Genomic DNA, 16172 nt, shown 5'->3' with positions numbered 1-16172 from the left:
ACGTCTATTATTTCTTTTTATAAGATGTATTTCAAATACATCTTTAAGGAGTATACCATGTCTAAATCATTATTTGATCGATTAGGGGGCCCTCATGCGGTTAATACCGCTGTGGATATTTTCTACCGCAAAATGCTAATGGATGATAGAGTGAATTATTTTTTTGATGACGTTGACATGGAAAAACAAATCCTGAAGCAAAAAGGATTTTTAACCATGGTCTTTGGTGGACCCAATCACTATACGGGAAAAAATATGCGGGAAGGACACCAGCATTTGCTTGAGCGCGGGTTAAATGATTCACACGTAGATATTGTTATTGAACATCTAGGAACAACGTTGAAGGAGTTGGGCGCGAGTGACGAGGATATTCAAGAAGTAGCAGCAATTGCCAATAGTGTTCGAGATGATGTGTTGGGACGCTCTTCATGAGTAAAGTGCAGTTAAATAATCAATCTTACCATTTAGCACCCGATGAAAATATTTTACAATGTTTCTTGCGTCATGGGATTGACTATCCCCACTCCTGTCAAGCAGGCATTTGCCAATCGTGCTTGATTAAAGCAAAAGAAGGAGAAATTAACCCTGCCTGGCAAGAAGGTCTACCGCAACTGCTTAAATCTCAAGGATATTTTCTGGCTTGCCTTGCCAAGCCGAATACTCCGCTTCATGTGACATCACCTGAAGCGGCAGAGTGTGAAACAGAGGCTCGCATCCTAAGTCTGCAACGGTTAAATTATAATGTCATTCAAATCAAACTTAAGGTAGAACATCCCGCCCCTTGGTATCCTGGACAATATTTATCTCTCATTAACTCTGAGGGCACCATACGAAATTATTCCATTGCTAACATACCCGCCATGACGGGTATATCGAGTTGCACATCAAAATTTATCCAAACGGCGCCATGGGGCAATGGTTAATGCAAAAAGCCACTGCCAATACCATTGTTACTCTCCGAGGTCCTTTTGGCCGTTGCTATTATTATAATCCAGAAAAACTGTCATTTAATATCTTGTTGGCAGGAACAGGCACCGGCCTAGCCCCATTAGTAGGTGTTATTAAAAGCGCATTAAATCAAAAACATGAAGGGAATATCACTTTGGTGCATGGCGGAATCATTGAGGAGGATATCTATCACAGAGAAGAACTTGAAACACTGTCGTTGTTATTCCATCAATTTTACTATGATCCTTGTGTGCTTCAAAGCAAAGGAACCTATCCTGAATATTCGATTGATAAACGGATATTAACGCATCTAAACAATCCCAGTCAGACCAGAGTTTTTGTATGCGGCCCTAAAGAAATAACTAATAAATTGAAAACTCAAGCCTTTCTTGCTGGTGTTCCCTCATCCAATATTTACAGCGATGTATTTTTATAATAATTATCTTTAAATACAAAAATAACTCAGAGTAGATTAAAAAATTATAATTTATTTAAATATTGGATCATATGATTATTTTTTGCCTATTGCCAATAGTGTATTATACTTATTTAAAGATATGTTGACATGTCTCGTTCCGTAATTTTTTTCATTTCATATATATCTTGTCAACACATCATGGATGATTTCTTAATTCATCTAATATAAAAGATAGGAAGTATCAAAGCATACTATGTCTTTTATCAAATCAATATTGGAAAGATGGAGGATAGGACAATGAAAGCTTTTCTTCTAGGTGTCGTAGCTCTTACATTTTTACTTTTTAATCTCCCTGCTTCAGCGGACAAAATCACAATAACGGGTAGTCCCATAGCTGTACATGAAGAAGGAGGTACGTACGTAACAACCACTACAGTAGCTCCAGGCCAAGATTATTATTACTTTACCTTCGATGGTACTAATAGAGTATGCTATCAAGATGTTAACCCTTCACTTGTATCTCTCAATGCTGCGGTATTCAAAGTAAAAATTGGGAGTGATGTCGTTTCTTTACATTGTTATGATTACAGCCCTGAGTATTTTGTTATTCAATAGGACTCTAAATTTACGCTTTAATTTTTAATTCATTACGAAACAAAATTAAAGCGTATTTATATACTTACAATACAAAATGATTATTAATTTTGGATAAACATGGATGCTTTACAATGGCTATCTCACCTCATCAGCTTCAAATCTATTTCGAATGATTCGAATTTGCAACTTATTGAAGCCATTAATGCCTGGTTTAAATTACATCATATCCATTCTCAAATTATACCTGGACCAGCAGCATCAAGAGTTAATTTATTTGCCACAATACCTGCAATCAATGGTCAAATCGAGGGAGGTATTCTTCTTTCGGGCCATACGGACGTCGTACCAGTAGTAGGGCAAAGATGGAATACTGATCCTTTTGTAGCGACTCAATTAGAAAATAAAATTTATGGTCGAGGCGCCTGTGATATGAAAGGATTTCTTGCAGTAATTCTTGCTCTTGTTCCTGAACTTAAACAATTAAAACTTTTGAAACCAATTCATTTTTCATTTACTTGTGATGAGGAAATAGGTTGTATCGGCGTGGATTATGTTGTCGATTTCTTGCAAAAAAGTAATATCCATCCCGAAGGTTGCATTGTTGGTGAGCCCTCTAATATGCGACCAATAATTGGCGAGAAGGCCAGAAAACTTTATCATTGTCAGATAGAAGGAAAGGCTGTTCATTCTTCTCTAGCTTTTGAAGGATGCAATGCCATTGAATATGGAAGCCGCTTAATCTGTTATATCCATTCTATCGCCAATTATGTGGAAGAACATGGCCCCTTTGATCATGATTTTGATTGCCCATTCAGCACTATAACCATCAATATTGTCAGTGGTGGCATTGCAATGAATGTAGTTCCTGGGACTTGTGAGTTTATTCTAGAAGTTCGTTATATCAATGAATTTCCAATGGTGAATTTTCGTAGCCAAATTGAAAATTATATTAATAATGAGTTATTACCTGAGATGAGAAAAATCTATCCAGAGGCAATTATTTATTTTGATGAAATTTCAGATGCCCCTGGATTCAGTGCCTTGGAAGACTCGTCAATCACAAGAATAATCCGTGCAGTAACTGGAATAAAAGAACGCTTCAAAGTTTCTTATGCAACAGAAGCTGGTATATTTCAAGATGCCCAGATACCTACTGTTATTTGTGGTCCTGGCGATATCAAACAAGCACATAATCCTAATGAATTTATAACTATAGAACAACTGCATATTTGTGAAAAAGTAATCAAAAATGTGATTACTTTTTTCTGTGTTGATCTACAACATTAGTGATCAATTTAAACTGGTTTATTTGATTATCGATTACGAATTCGGTAAAAATAACAATCCATATCCAGGTAACGACCTTTTTTATAATATTTCATCCCGGATTTTTCCATAACCCGAAATGACGCTAGATTATGCTTATCCGCATAGGCCACAATATAATCTGTGTCTATATGATCCCTTGCCCAGTTTAAAAGGGCTTTTAGCATTTCTGTGGCATATCCTCTATTCCAAAATTTTTGATGCAAGAGATAACCTACTTTTATTTCTCCTGTTTCTATTTGGTCAAAATAAGCTTCTCCCACAAACTCATTGTTAGAGAGCTTAAAAATAACCAGACAAGGCAAATGTTTATTCTTGCAAGTTACCAAACATTCATTAATATAATCCTTTATTTCCTTATCACTTAAAGGACCCTCAGGAAAAAACTCTTTTACAATCGGATCTTTCTCCACGAGTTTTAAATAGTTGTCATCGTCTTTTTTAAGAAAGCGTATCCCCAGATGTTTAGTTTTTATTAAATAGTCTTCCATGATAATGCTCTCAAAAATTATTTATCTGAGTAATACCAATTGCTTATCGCTTTCACAATGGTTCCTATAATTAATCCCACAACAATAAAGGGATCAATGTCAGCAAGATTGTTGTTTTTAGTGCTCATAATGATTTGAACTATCAAACCTAGAGATAAGACAGCGACCATTGCCCAACAACAATTGCGCTCAGCATAAGCCTCATGCAACCTTTCTCTTTCATCGAGATCCATTTTTCTCGCAATATCCAAAGCATCAATACCTAAAATTAAAACTATAGCTAACATGATAATTGTCTGGAGTAACTGACTTAAATGGAAGCTTTTCATCAGATAGGCTGCTACCATAAGAATCGCCAACCAAACAGCGAGATATAACCAACCTTGCCAGGTTTTGGGAGTGATACCCCAACCTGTGTATTTTCTTCTTGTAAACCATTTAGGATCAGCAAACATCTATATCTCCCGCTTAAAAATAAATAATTCATTAATAGTGGTATTTAGGGTTGTCGCAACAGAATAAGCTAATTTTAGAGGAGAGTTGTATTTACCTTTCTCTAAATAAGTAGATGAGCCGTTGTAATACGAGTCGCTTCTTCCACAAATCTTTGACCATGGCTTGGCTTAAAAAAGTCCACAGGCTGGCCAGTAAGCTTTCTATACATCGCAACTCCTGACAATGTGAACGCTAGAATACGACAACAATCTCTTAGAAATCTTCCCCACATTGGATCGCGATGCTCTTTAAGTTGCTCATTTGCTTTATTCAGTTGTTTTCCAAACGTTCCAATCCGTTGACTTGGCAACACTTTCTCGTTATCAAGATCGTTTTTCATTACAGTCATACTTGCTAACTTTGCACTAATCTTCTCATCCTTTGGCAATTTAACTAAGGCCTCAGTTAAGTGGTCACAATATTCTTTAATTCTTTTCTGTAATTTAAACACTTTAGCCAATGCCATCTGCTCTTCTTTTGACTGCCATGACTGAAGCAATCTGCTTTGTTCTTCATCAAAGCCCTGACTTTTTTGAGCCAAATTACTCACTTGCATTCCAGGCTTATCTTTTTCTAACTGTTCCTGTAATTCTTTATTTTTCTTTTGAGTGCTTTCAAGCTGTTGAATTAAAGTAATCTGTTCAAAATGCGATTTGATTGCTTTCACTTGTAAAAGTAAAGAGGTAGCCGAAATAACGAAAGATTTATTGATCTCTGCCCTCTTCATCATATGGTGTAAGATGGTCTCAATAGAGCCAACGCAAGTTGACATGGAAGGCCCGGCCTCCTCAAATTGCTTCTTATCACGCTGATGGGCATCATTGAGTAAAGAGGGGGTTGATAGCGCAACTGCCGTTAGTTTTGCCATTACCGTTTTAATATTATCGATAATCGGTTGATACTGGCTGTTAACCGTTGGATACTTTGTTAAAAATACCTCTTTAATTAGCATTGATAGTGACTCATAGTCTGTAGCTTTAATATTTAATTTATGCTCTAGCACTTCAATCAAGGCTTTATCATAGTTACTTTTTTTGTAAAAAGGATAATACGATTTGGCCAAGGCTAACCACGACGGCATCATTTGATGACTGAATACATTAATAATATTAAATTCTAATTCCTTAAGCAGTTCATCTTTATTGTCAACTTGCTCAGGTGGAGTATTGGAATTCAATGCAGTAATAAATTTAGCAAACAATTGAAATTGATTACTTAAAAGATGAGGCGAATTCCACGGCCTAAATTCTTTCGACTCTGGTTTAATTAACGAAGCTTGCATAGTCTTACCTTTAACAGGTTATAATAAACAGTAGAAAATGAACATATTTTGGATTAATAATATTATAAAATAACAAGAAGATAAAATAATTGTGCTTTATAGTCTTTATAGAAACAAACCATTAGGAATGAAACGCAATATGCTTAACACTTGTCAATATTCCTAACCTCCTATCACGAAAAATAAATACAATAACACCAAAATTCCTCCCATCCACCGCGATATTCTTTGCGTTAACATAAAAAGGGATATTACGATCATGGTGAACAAGCAGACAGGTAAGTAAAACATTAGTGTTTTCTGATCAACCGCAATCGGTTTTATCATAGAAACAATACCTGCATTAAATAAGAAAAAAGCAAAAATTGAACCTACTACATTACCAAAACTAATTTCCGATCTTCCTTGAATTGCTGCCGGCAATTCTCTGGCTATTTCTTCAATACTTACTAAAAAAGCAAGAATAACCATTCCGAAAAACGTACCAGAAATTCCAAAATAACTAATGATTGTTTTAGATCCCATAACAATGAGCTCACTACCGACAATAATGGCTACAAGAGAAAGAAGTAGGAGCCCTAAAGATTTCCATTGATACTCTTTTTTAATGGAGGCGATAGTTTCAGATAGCTCATGGGATGGTTTGATGTCACAACCTTTTTTATTAAGCCATAAAAGATAGAGGATAGAAAGGAAGAAACTTATAAATAAAATTAGGCCGTCAATTCTCGAAAGCTCTCCATCCAGTGCTAATACTCCTAGCAGAATAATAGCGAGGTTAGGCAAAATAAGAATACGTTTTGGTGTTTGTTTAAATGTCATAGGTGCAATCAATGCGGTGATACCAAAAGCTAGAGCAATAGCCACCATAGTGGCACCAATAATGGAACCTAAAGCAATACCTGGCATTTCATTATAAGACCCCACTGCACCAACAGCTAAATTTTCTGGGTCAAAACCAATAAAAACAACACTAATGAAAAAAGTAGAAATCCCCAAACTGAGAGAAGTACCAATGGCTCCTTTCACTAATTTTTCAGCAAAGTAAAGCACTAATAAAAGCCCTATTGTGAAAAGCCCTACAGCTAGAAAAATATTCAATTTGTTCCTCCTGGAAGGAGCTGGAAAAATAATTGCAAGCAGCTTTTTGTTAAATGAATACTGTGACATAAATTCACAGTAGAGGTCAAAAGACTCAGGTAAAAATTGGTACTTAAAGAGATATTCACGATTTTAGATCTTCATCGACACATTTGTAATGCAAAATTCAGGATCTGTCCTTATACATATTAGAAAATCTAATTAATGTCTAAAATCCAACAAGAAGCTCGACAAACTATAAACAGACTTATCCACAGAAAATGTGAATAACTTAAATAAATTTACTCGGGTTAAAAACGATATAGATCAGTCCTAACAAGGGTTCTAGTACAATACTGATTAATCACTCATTAGTTGGTAAAATAAGTTATCCACAGACAATGGATAAGAAAAAAGAATTTAGACGTGACTATGTTAACAAATAAAAAATAAAAAAATAGTCTTGACTTGAAATTATTTTTACTTTGAACAGATTTCTTAAGTTTAAGTTCTTTACCAAATCAACACTTTCAGCCCGACAGAATCTCATTTTTTTATTTTGAATACATCTTCTAAACTGGCGTCTTTTACTTCTTCTTGAGGTTTTTGCTTCAGTAATCCATGAGCAGTATAGGCAGATGAGAAAGTTAGGGGGTTTTTATATAGAGAATGTATATGCTGAGAGATAGTCTGTAATGGTTCTTGTAGCTCGCCAGGTATAAGATATTCTTTTTCTTCATTTTGTTTACCAATTACTTTAAAGCAGAGCTGGCCTTGATTTTCATTAGATGTGCTAATCATAAGTTGCGTGCCTTGTATGGGATTTTTTAAGTGAAGAACTTCATCATCTTTGATGAGCTCCCAACGACTGGTAAAATAATTGAATGAGTGCATTAAATCATAAAAATAAGTTAAGACAATCACATCATTGAAATGATTTTCGATAATATCTAGATGTTTATTACAAATGGAAACAATTTGTTCATGAATATTTATTTTTTCAGGGTTTGTTTTGTAAAATTCTCTTATTTTACTTGCAAATTCTTGATCGGAATAAGTGCCAGCAAATAAATCAAGCCCTAATCGTCTAAGCCATGTGGAAGATATCACTTCCAAGCTTTGTTTAAATTCTGACTTAAAATTAGGATTCGTACTCATGTATTCCATTACTAGCTGATGAAGATAATTTAATAATTTCTGGTTATTACTTGAAAGTGCCCATAAAGGAATACCTAAATTGTTTCTTAGCAATAATCCTGTCAATGTATCTCCATCAACATCTTTTCTTTGGGGCAATTGGGGTAATAAATCTGGAGGATCTCTATGAAAAAGGAAGAAAAGCCCTCCTTCTCGAATGAATGCATTACCATCTTTAACTATAGGATTAGGTAAATTCAGCATTTGCTCACTAAAACCCATAACATGATTGCCTAGACTGTTTTGTATTAAATTTTTGACTTCACCTGTCGTCTTGACTTCTTTAACGCCATTATCAAAATTGGGATCATAAACTAAAAAAGAACCATTGTCTGATTTTCTCAAGGCTATTTGGTGCCAGGGATTGATAAGAAAAATACTGCCCTCATCCATTTTTTCTAAAAGCATATCAAAATGAGAATTCATATTTGTATAAAAATAGGTATGATGTTTTTTCTCACCAAATTGATATTTGATAACAAAGGAGAGTAACTTTTCAAAATCGTCTTTTAAAGTCAATGCATCCAGACTCTCTTGAGTACCATCCCATTGTAATAATCTTCCGGTTAGTTTTTCCCATTGCTCAAAAGACATTTCGTCAAATAAGTGCGTTAATGCTGCACAGATCCCATCTTGAATTTTTGGAATAAGCTCCGGACGATTGTTCAATTTTAAGTATTGAGAAACTTGATTTATCATAGCTGTTTGATTTTTACCGATAATTTTTTGATAGGCAAATACGAAATCATCAAGCGTTGGAGAAAAATGCTTGAATTTCTGATAGTGCATAGCAAAATTGTTCGTAGATTCACGTGAAATAGTTTCTTCTTTACTGGGAATCTCAATGATTAGAGGAATAGGAGCGTTAGAAGAAATTCCTAATGACTCTTCGGAGTTAATTAACGAACCGGACATCAAGTATTGTTGAATAGATAATCTTTCAATAGGATTTTTGCCGAAAAAATCCAGGAGCTTGACCTCATCCTTCCCATAAACCCTAACCCGATTAACTTCATGTTTTGAATGATCATAAAAATGAAGTTCATTTTGATAAAGGATATACTTTGATTGGGTTAATTGAGTGATATCTGGGAAGATCTCATCGTTATTAGCATAAATTAAAAAACCATCGTAAATGATTTTTATCACCTCTAAAGAGGGTGATAGGCTTTCCATGTCCTCTATTTTATATAATAGAATATCAACCAAACCTAAAAAATCGTTTGCTAATTCACCCTTTAGATACAGAATTGTGAATATATCATATAAGTGTTCTTGCTTGAAAAAAGCCTCAGCAATAGCAGGATGTCCTTTGCTAACGGCAAAGCTAAACATATGAAAAAAATGACCTGCATCTCCTTTCGTTAAATGAGAGATTACCTCTGAATCATCCAATAGTTGCAATATGGTAGCCACCTGTGCTTCATCAATGGCCTTCCCCAAATTTTGAATAAAGCTTTTGGCAATTGTCCTATCGAGTGGCATTTTACCCATGATATTCTACAAAATAAGAAAACCTTATATAAGTATAGAAGATATTTTGATTTTAGAGATTTGTAACTCCATTTATGATTATTTAGGTGAACATACTTCTGATGCAATAGTATATGGAATTGTTTTTGCGGTCATTTTAGTATTTCAAGCACTAGGATCGTTTTTTGCTGAAAAGAAAAACTCAATAAAACTAAGCTTATTCTTCATGGCTTTTTTCGTTGCTGCTACAAGCTATCTAATAGGATATGACGGAAATGAAATCTATAAAATAATCCCTATTGTCCTATTTCTTTCTTGCTTTATTTTATTTAAATATCCTTCGATTATTATAAGTGCATTACTACATAAAAATATTAGCAATCACATTAGGGCAACTTTTGATTCACTAATTAGTACAATTTCAATGTTGGTATCAATCGGCGCATTTTATATGATTGGAATTTTACTCAATCATTTTGGAAATAAAGTAATTATTTGGCTCTACCCCAAATAAGGGGGCATTTTAATCAAGTTAGCATAGACTAACTCTTTGATTTGACGGTCAAAAGGAAGATTAAAATGCCTAAGAAAGATTGTATCCTAAATTTACCAGGATATTCTATTAAAAAGGTGAGTGGAGAGAACCCGGTTTATATTGAAGTGAGTTATCGCCGGGTAGTTCGGTGTATTCATTGTGGTAATAAGAAGTTACGTAAAAAAGACAGTTTTATAAGACGCATACGTCATGAGTCGATTGGATTAAGACGCAGTTACTTGTGTATCAAGGCTCATAAATATTATTGTCCTGGGTGTGGTCGCTATTTTAATCAGCGTTTTCCTGGGATAGGCAAGTATCAAAGAGCGAGCGAGAGTTTGCGTAAACAGGTATTTCATTATCACAGCAAAGGAGTGAGTCAAAAGGATTTGGCTCGTGATTTAAAGCTGGGTAAGTCGACTGTAGAGCGCTGGTATCATTATGGTTATGAGCTTCGCTATAAGAAGATAGCGACACGTTCCTGTCCCCGAGTATTAGGACTTGATGAACATTCATTTAATCGGAAAGTGGGTTATGCTACAACTTTTTGTGACTTGGGCAAACATAAAATATTCGATGTAGTGGAGGGGCGTTCGGAGAAGGATTTAGAACGCTATCTTAATACATTGGAAGGAAAAGAAAAGGTACAGGTAGTCTGTATTGATTTAAGCTCCAGTTACCGTAAGTTAATCAAGCGTTACTTTCCTAATGCAATGATTGTTGCGGATCGCTTTCATGTGATTCGTTTATTGAACCAATTTTGTTTACAGACTTATCAGCAGATTGACCCTGAAATGAAATATCAACGAGGTCTCTTGGCAGCCCTGAGAACCAATCCCAATAATCTCACTGTAAAGCGACTCAACAGACGAGAACGTTATTTGCAACAACAGCGTTTAATACCTCTCTTTCTTAAACTGGTTGCCAGTTTGAAAGAAAGTCCTTTTGATTCACTAAAGACTCTAGGTAAAACATTATATCAATGGCGAGAGGAAGTGGTTAGAATGTGGCGGGTTACTAAAAACAACGGCATTACAGAAGGGTTCCATCGTAAGATGAAGCTGATTCAGCGCCGTGCTTATGGATTTAGAAACTTTGAAAATTATAGGTTAAGGGTTAAAGTTTTATGTTCTTGATTAGTGCCCCCGGATTTGGGGAAGAGCCAATTATTTTCTCTCTGATATTTTTAATGATGACAAGCTTAAGTTTTACCATCATTTGATTAACGAGTTGTATCTAATTTTGAAAAGTGTAGCCAGAAGTGTAGCCCAGAATTGTTGTTAGGGGATTCGGATTTATTATAACCCATACTGGGCTTGGTCGGGACGGAAGGATTTGAACCTTCGACCACTAGCACCCCATGCTAGTGCGCTACCAGGCTGCGCTACGCCCCGATTGGTTGGGAATGATATCTAAATAAGATGAAAATAACAAGGGTTATGATTTGTATATAAAATTCAGCGTATACAATTTTTTTATTTCGCTATATCTCTATTTAATCTCTGGTGTTCTTGGCCAAGATAATAAGACTTTTTGGAGAACCAAGGCATGATTATGATGGATGTCTTTTGCAGCATAAAATAAGGTGATTGACGAGTCTTTTGCCATTTCTAGAATATCTTCAATAAGATCTGATTTTTCTTGGAGCTCTTGTATATAACGTTTGGCAAATTTACACCAATTATTAGAGTCTTGATGAAACCATTTTCTTAAAGAAGTACTTGGAGCTATTTCTTTTAACCACATATCAAAAGCAATACTGTCTTTTTTAATTCCGCGAGGCCATAGCTTATCTACAAGTATCCATTTTCCCTCTTTATGCTCGGGCGGGGAATAAACTCTTTCGATAGTGATTTGAGCATGAGACATAGAAGCTTTATCCTTAATTTAGAATGCCCTTCTACATACCTGTAAAATACAGAAGTCTCATTGTTCATGAAAGCAATGAGACTTTTTGTTGGAAAAATTATTTTTATAGTAGATTTTTTAGTCTTTGGGCTTCAAATTTAGAATGAGATATCTGGATATAACGATTGCAACTACTTAGCTCCGCATATTGTAAAGCATAAGACGCATTGTCTAATTCTTGCCTTGCCGCATGATAAACATCTTCTATTATCCAATCTATGGCCGTATCAATATGCATTGAAGCCAGAGCAAGCTTCTCCGCACAAGCTCTTTTCTCCTGGCTGGTAACTAATGACGCCACTAAAGAAGATAAGTCACGACATTGTTGCAGAATAGTTTCCTTACTTAATGAATTGGCATAAACACCTAATGTTAGAACGGACAAACATACTATTAAAGCTGCTTTTAACTTCATGTTAATCATATTAAACTCCTGTACTTGTTTGTAAAAACCGTTTTAAATCAGACCTCTTTCGAAATTTTCTGCAAAACAGTAAGTGCGAGGAAACAAGAAGCACAACTATTCCTAAGGATTCGAGCATCTCACCAACGAAGCAACAGCTTTCTGAATAAGATTTCAAGAGGTTTTTAATATTCATCAAACAATAAGCGCGCACACAAAATGTAACTCACACTGCATCACCAGCCATGCTTGGCCTATCTTGAACAAAAATTGGCTGAAAATGCTCACATGTCGAGGTATGCCGCACTTCTCATTCATCTTTCCGCTTGGGTACAACTCTGGCGTTCTATCAAGATTCAAACCCGAACAGTTATCGCAAAATTTGTCCTAGTCAATGCAACAGCCTAGTGAGTACTTGCTTAGTTCCCAAAAAATTAAAATCCCTATCAAGTCCCTCTTCTATTAAAAGAGGAACTTAAATTGTAATTATTTAAGAATCATTATCTTGTGGTAATCAGAACTACTTGATAAAAGCAGAAAAGTCTTTAACCAAAAGCATTAATTCCTGTTATATGTCTTCCTAACACCAAGGTATGTACATTATCAGTACCCTCATAAGTGAAGACCGATTCCAAATTGAGCATATGTCTAATGACATGGTACTCAAGACTAATTCCATTTCCGCCCATTAGATTCCTACATTTTCTTGCAATTTTCAATGCCTCACGACATGCATTCCCTTTCGCCAAGGAAATCATTGTTGGCGTCTCACGATGTTGATCCTTTAAGCGGCCAATTTGTAAGTTAAGACATTGAGCCTTGATAATTTCTGTATACATATCCGCTAAATCTTTTTGAATCAACTGAAAAGAGGCCAAAGGTTTAGCAAACTGCTTACGCTCTAGTAGATAATCCCGAGCTATGTCAAAACAAGCCATAGCAGCCCCCATAGCACCCCATGCGATACCATAGCGCGCCTGACTCAAACAACTTAAAGCCGCACCAAGACCTTTTTCACTTCCTGGCAAAAAATTCTCATCTGGAACAAAAACATTATCGAAAGCCAACTCTCCAGTGATGGAGGCACGTAGGGACATTTTTAGCTTAATTTCAGGGCAGCTCATTCCTTCAGATTTTGTATCCACAATAAAACCGCGAATTCCTGCCTCTGTTTTTGCCCATACTATTGCTATGTCTGCAATAGGGGCATTAGTAATCCACATTTTGGCACCATTTAAAATCCAACCACCTGCGACTTTCTTGGCATTAGTACGCATACTGGCCGGATCGGAACCTGAATCAGGTTCAGTCAATCCAAAACAGCCAATTATATGGCCTGCAGCCATTTCGGGTAGATATCGCTTTCTTTGCTCTTCGCTCCCAAATTTAAAAATCGGATACATACATAATGAGCTTTGTACAGAAACAAAGCTGCGCAAGCCACTATCTCCACGCTCTAATTCCTGACAGACCAAACCATAAGCGACATACGAAGCTTCAGCACCACCATATTGCGCCGGCAAGGTTAAACCCAACAAACCTAAATCAGCAGACTTTTTTATCAACTCCTTAGGAAAATGAGCGTGCTCATAAGATTCAGCCATTAAAGGTATTACATCATTGCTAACAAAACGCGAGACACTGTCTCGGATCATGCGCTCGTCGTCGTGTAATTGCTCATCAAGAAATAACAAGTCGTCCACTTTCCTTCTCCCTTTTATCTGACTGTAATGCGATCACCGCTTCTATAATACTTTCCTGGCTTGGTAACAAATATTGCCAGGTTGTTCCCAATGGAATAAAGCAATCTTTCCCAGTAATGCGTTTTATTTTTAAACGTACCGAAGCTTCTTCCATCAATAATGTCATCAATCCTTCACTAATTGAACCACTTTGTCTACCCTCATCAACAATTAAAATACGTTTTGCCTTGGCAATTTCCTTTAAAATAGCTTCCTTAGGTAAAGGACTAAGCCATCGTAAATCAACGATCTTAACAAAAATATCATGAGTTTCTCGCAAAACCTTTTCAGCCTGACGAGATAAATAATAACCATTAGCATAAGTTAAGATAACGGTATCTCCCTCTCCATAAACCCCAACTTCTCCTTGAGCAATCATTTCATCTGGTGAGGGATATTCGAACAACCATTCATTATCTCCAGGGCTATACAAATCTTTGGTCATATATAAAGCAATGGGCTCTAAAAAAACAATGACTCTTCCTTCCTGATAGGCAAGACGCATGCAGGTCCGCAACATTTTTGCAGCATCTGGGCCATTAGAAGGACAAGCTACAATAACACCTGGTAAATCTCTTAAAACAGCAATTGAATTGTCATTATGAAAATGACCTCCAAATCCTTTTTGATAAGCAAGAGAGGCAATTCTAATTATCATAGGATTTTGATATTGGCCACTTGAAAAGAAAGATAAAGTGGATGCTTCCCCACGTAATTGATCTTCTGCATTATGCAAATAAGCTAAAAATTGTATTTCTGGAACAGGAATAAAGCCATTATGCGCCAAACCAATGGCTGTACCAATAATAGTCGTTTCATCCAATAGTGTGTCAAATACTCTTCTTTGCCCAAACCGCGCCTGCAGATCAGCAGTCACTCGATACACCCCCCCTTTTTTTCCAACATCTTCTCCAAAAAGCAACATATTAGGGTATTGCATCATCAGATCAGTAAGGGCAAAATTGATATGCTGACATAAGTTGCGTTTTATAGTGAGCTGATTATAAGCACTACCAAACACTTGAGCCCGTTTGTTTTCATTGGGTAATGGAAATTCCTGCTTTTCTTCTATTCTGGGAATTAAAGAGACCATGATTTCTTCGGCACTACCCATTCTTGGCTCTCTAATTGCTTCTAATGCTTTTGCTTCAATTAAGGTTCTGTTGTCCTGATAAAGTTCAACCATTGCCTGCAAACTCATCCACCCTTCTCGGTACAAAATACCTGCAGTATGCAATAAAGGATCGTTGGCCTCCCGGCGTTCGATTTCTTCCTGAGAATTATATTGTGATTCAATATCGGAACCCGCATGCCCCAATAAGCGCACACAACGCATATGTAAGAAAACTGGTTGTTTTCTAGTTCTTGCTAAATATTCGGCTTCATGAGCCTTAGCAAAAACATCAGCAATATTTAAGCCATCGCACTGAATATAATGTATGCCTGGGCGCGACGAGACTGATATTTCTACCCAATTAGGGGGAGTAGGGACAGATATACCGATCCCGTTGTCTTCACAAATAAAAACGATAGGCAAAGGATAGTTTTGTTGGGCAATCCATGAGCAGGCATTCAGCGTAGTTTGACTTGACGCATGATTGGTAGAGGCATCACCAAAAGAACAAAGTATTACCGAATCTGATGCCAACTTATTTTGTAATCCTAATTCTTTTGCTCTAGTAATTGATAAAGCAGCACCCAAAGCTTTTGGCAAATGAGAGGCAATAGTTGATGTTTGAGGTGGAATATTTAGAGGCACACTACCAAATACCTTATGTCTGCCGCCAGAAATAGGATCACTTGCTGCTGCCACTAATGACAACAATATGTCTTTTACACCATCTATCCCGGGTAATTGTTTGGCTCGTTGTAAGAAAAACGCCCCGCTACGGTAATGCAAAAAGGCCATATCAGTCGTTCTGAAAACTTGACCAAATACAGCATTACCTTCATGCCCACTGCTACCAATAGTATAAAAGGATAATCCTTTTTCCTTTAATTGCCTTGCAATGATATCAAGAAGCCTGGATTTAATTTGTGAGTCAAAAAATTCTATAGCAGTCTTTTTGTCCAGTTCTGCTGTATCCGGGCTCATGTTACTTCTCAGTTGAGGAAAATCCCCTTGCAATACTCTTTTCAGAAATTGCTCATCCACTACACTTGCTCTATCTAACATCACCACACCCTATAAAAATTGCGCAATGACCAGATGAATGAGGCTGTCTTCAATTACATTTCCGCGAACATTAATTCCCATTACTGAAATAGTGTCTAAAT

At 36.3% G+C, this 16172-nt stretch carries 14 protein-coding genes, 1 tRNA gene and 1 pseudogene; 6 read left to right on the top strand and 10 right to left on the bottom strand.

Translation table 11 applies throughout. The annotated features are described in order from the left end of the window. The first annotated feature begins 57 nt into the window (after positions 1–57). From OK13_RS01545 to argE, 4 genes and pseudogenes are all read left to right on the top strand, one after another. On the top strand, positions 58–432 hold the full coding sequence (locus OK13_RS01545; protein WP_035886970.1) for a group I truncated hemoglobin: 375 nt from the start codon (positions 58–60) through the stop codon (positions 430–432). After that, positions 429–1384, top strand: a pseudogene (locus tag OK13_RS01540) (FAD-binding oxidoreductase). Before OK13_RS01545 ends, OK13_RS01540 begins: the two are co-directional and overlap by 4 nt. 279 nt (positions 1385–1663) lie before the next feature. Next, a complete protein-coding gene (locus OK13_RS01535; protein ID WP_035886968.1) occupies positions 1664–1981 on the top strand; it encodes a hypothetical protein in 318 nt (105 codons plus the stop codon). Positions 1982–2080: 99 nt separating this feature from the next. After that, positions 2081–3250: an acetylornithine deacetylase gene (gene argE / locus OK13_RS01530; protein ID WP_035886967.1), complete on the top strand. Its 1170-nt coding sequence runs from the start codon at positions 2081–2083 to the stop codon at positions 3248–3250. A 26-nt stretch (positions 3251–3276) separates the two neighbouring features. On the opposite strand, the gene OK13_RS01525 is transcribed toward argE, so the two are convergent. From OK13_RS01525 to OK13_RS01505, 5 genes are all read right to left on the bottom strand, one after another. After that, positions 3277–3780 carry a GNAT family N-acetyltransferase gene (locus OK13_RS01525; protein ID WP_035886961.1) on the bottom strand — a complete coding sequence of 168 codons (504 nt, stop codon included), beginning with the start codon at positions 3778–3780 and terminating at the stop codon, positions 3277–3279. Positions 3781–3797: 17 nt separating this feature from the next. Continuing rightward, a complete protein-coding gene (locus OK13_RS01520; RefSeq protein ID WP_035886959.1) occupies positions 3798–4235 on the bottom strand; it encodes a hypothetical protein in 438 nt (145 codons plus the stop codon). A 101-nt stretch (positions 4236–4336) separates the two neighbouring features. Next, entirely contained in the window at positions 4337–5557 is a 1221-nt protein-coding gene (locus tag OK13_RS01515) for a hypothetical protein (RefSeq protein WP_035886958.1), read from the bottom strand. Positions 5558–5719: 162 nt separating this feature from the next. Beyond that, on the bottom strand, positions 5720–6658 hold the full coding sequence (locus OK13_RS01510; protein ID WP_035886956.1) for a sodium:calcium antiporter: 939 nt from the start codon (positions 6656–6658) through the stop codon (positions 5720–5722). Positions 6659–7183: 525 nt separating this feature from the next. Further along, entirely contained in the window at positions 7184–9328 is a 2145-nt protein-coding gene (locus OK13_RS01505; RefSeq protein WP_035886954.1) for a hypothetical protein, read from the bottom strand. A 46-nt stretch (positions 9329–9374) separates the two neighbouring features. On the opposite strand from OK13_RS01505, the gene OK13_RS01500 reads away from it, so the two are divergent. Next, positions 9375–9821, top strand: coding sequence for a hypothetical protein (locus OK13_RS01500; protein ID WP_152571526.1), 447 nt, complete (start codon positions 9375–9377; stop codon positions 9819–9821). A gap of 65 nt (positions 9822–9886) precedes the next feature. Continuing rightward, positions 9887–10978 carry an ISL3 family transposase gene (locus OK13_RS01495; RefSeq protein ID WP_035886942.1) on the top strand — a complete coding sequence of 364 codons (1092 nt, stop codon included), beginning with the start codon at positions 9887–9889 and terminating at the stop codon, positions 10976–10978. 181 nt (positions 10979–11159) lie between these two features. Here OK13_RS01495 and OK13_RS01490 read toward each other — a convergent pair. The 5 genes from OK13_RS01490 to OK13_RS01470 form a co-directional block, all read right to left on the bottom strand. Then, positions 11160–11236, bottom strand: a tRNA-Pro gene (locus OK13_RS01490). Positions 11237–11333: 97 nt separating this feature from the next. After that, on the bottom strand, positions 11334–11711 hold the full coding sequence (locus OK13_RS01485) for a DUF488 domain-containing protein (protein ID WP_035886939.1): 378 nt from the start codon (positions 11709–11711) through the stop codon (positions 11334–11336). A 103-nt stretch (positions 11712–11814) separates the two neighbouring features. Beyond that, positions 11815–12174 carry a hypothetical protein gene (locus OK13_RS01480; protein ID WP_035886934.1) on the bottom strand — a complete coding sequence of 120 codons (360 nt, stop codon included), beginning with the start codon at positions 12172–12174 and terminating at the stop codon, positions 11815–11817. 524 nt (positions 12175–12698) lie between these two features. Beyond that, positions 12699–13856 (bottom strand): acyl-CoA dehydrogenase family protein, encoded by a 1158-nt coding sequence (locus OK13_RS01475; RefSeq protein ID WP_035886933.1) that lies wholly within the window; start codon positions 13854–13856, stop codon positions 12699–12701. Then, the gene (locus tag OK13_RS01470; RefSeq protein WP_035886932.1) at positions 13834–16071 is read right to left on the bottom strand and encodes a dehydrogenase E1 component subunit alpha/beta; all 2238 of its coding nucleotides are present in this window, start codon (positions 16069–16071) and stop codon (positions 13834–13836) included. Before OK13_RS01470 ends, OK13_RS01475 begins: the two co-directional genes overlap by 23 nt. Positions 16072–16172 lie beyond the last annotated feature (101 nt).

This window comes from Legionella norrlandica, assembly GCF_000770585.1.
Lineage (GTDB): Bacteria > Pseudomonadota > Gammaproteobacteria > Legionellales > Legionellaceae > Legionella > Legionella norrlandica.
The sequence above is the reverse complement of the archived record's forward strand: the minus strand, read 5'-3'. Positions and strand labels throughout refer to the sequence as shown.

Excerpts from the sequence above, each read along its gene's own strand:
- OK13_RS01520 (WP_035886959.1), bottom strand. The coding sequence starts at position 4,235 with ATGTTTGCTGATCCTAAATGGTTTACAAGAAGAAAATACACAGGTTGG.
- OK13_RS01480 (WP_035886934.1), bottom strand. The coding sequence starts at position 12,174 with ATGATTAACATGAAGTTAAAAGCAGCTTTAATAGTATGTTTGTCCGTT.
- OK13_RS01470 (WP_035886932.1), bottom strand. The coding sequence starts at position 16,071 with ATGTTAGATAGAGCAAGTGTAGTGGATGAGCAATTTCTGAAAAGAGTA.
- OK13_RS01505 (WP_035886954.1), bottom strand. The coding sequence starts at position 9,328 with ATGGGTAAAATGCCACTCGATAGGACAATTGCCAAAAGCTTTATTCAA.
- OK13_RS01485 (WP_035886939.1), bottom strand. The coding sequence starts at position 11,711 with ATGTCTCATGCTCAAATCACTATCGAAAGAGTTTATTCCCCGCCCGAG.
- argE (WP_035886967.1), top strand. The coding sequence starts at position 2,081 with ATGGATGCTTTACAATGGCTATCTCACCTCATCAGCTTCAAATCTATT.
- OK13_RS01535 (WP_035886968.1), top strand. The coding sequence starts at position 1,664 with ATGAAAGCTTTTCTTCTAGGTGTCGTAGCTCTTACATTTTTACTTTTT.
- OK13_RS01515 (WP_035886958.1), bottom strand. The coding sequence starts at position 5,557 with ATGCAAGCTTCGTTAATTAAACCAGAGTCGAAAGAATTTAGGCCGTGG.
- OK13_RS01495 (WP_035886942.1), top strand. The coding sequence starts at position 9,887 with ATGCCTAAGAAAGATTGTATCCTAAATTTACCAGGATATTCTATTAAA.
- OK13_RS01525 (WP_035886961.1), bottom strand. The coding sequence starts at position 3,780 with ATGGAAGACTATTTAATAAAAACTAAACATCTGGGGATACGCTTTCTT.
- OK13_RS01545 (WP_035886970.1), top strand. The coding sequence starts at position 58 with ATGTCTAAATCATTATTTGATCGATTAGGGGGCCCTCATGCGGTTAAT.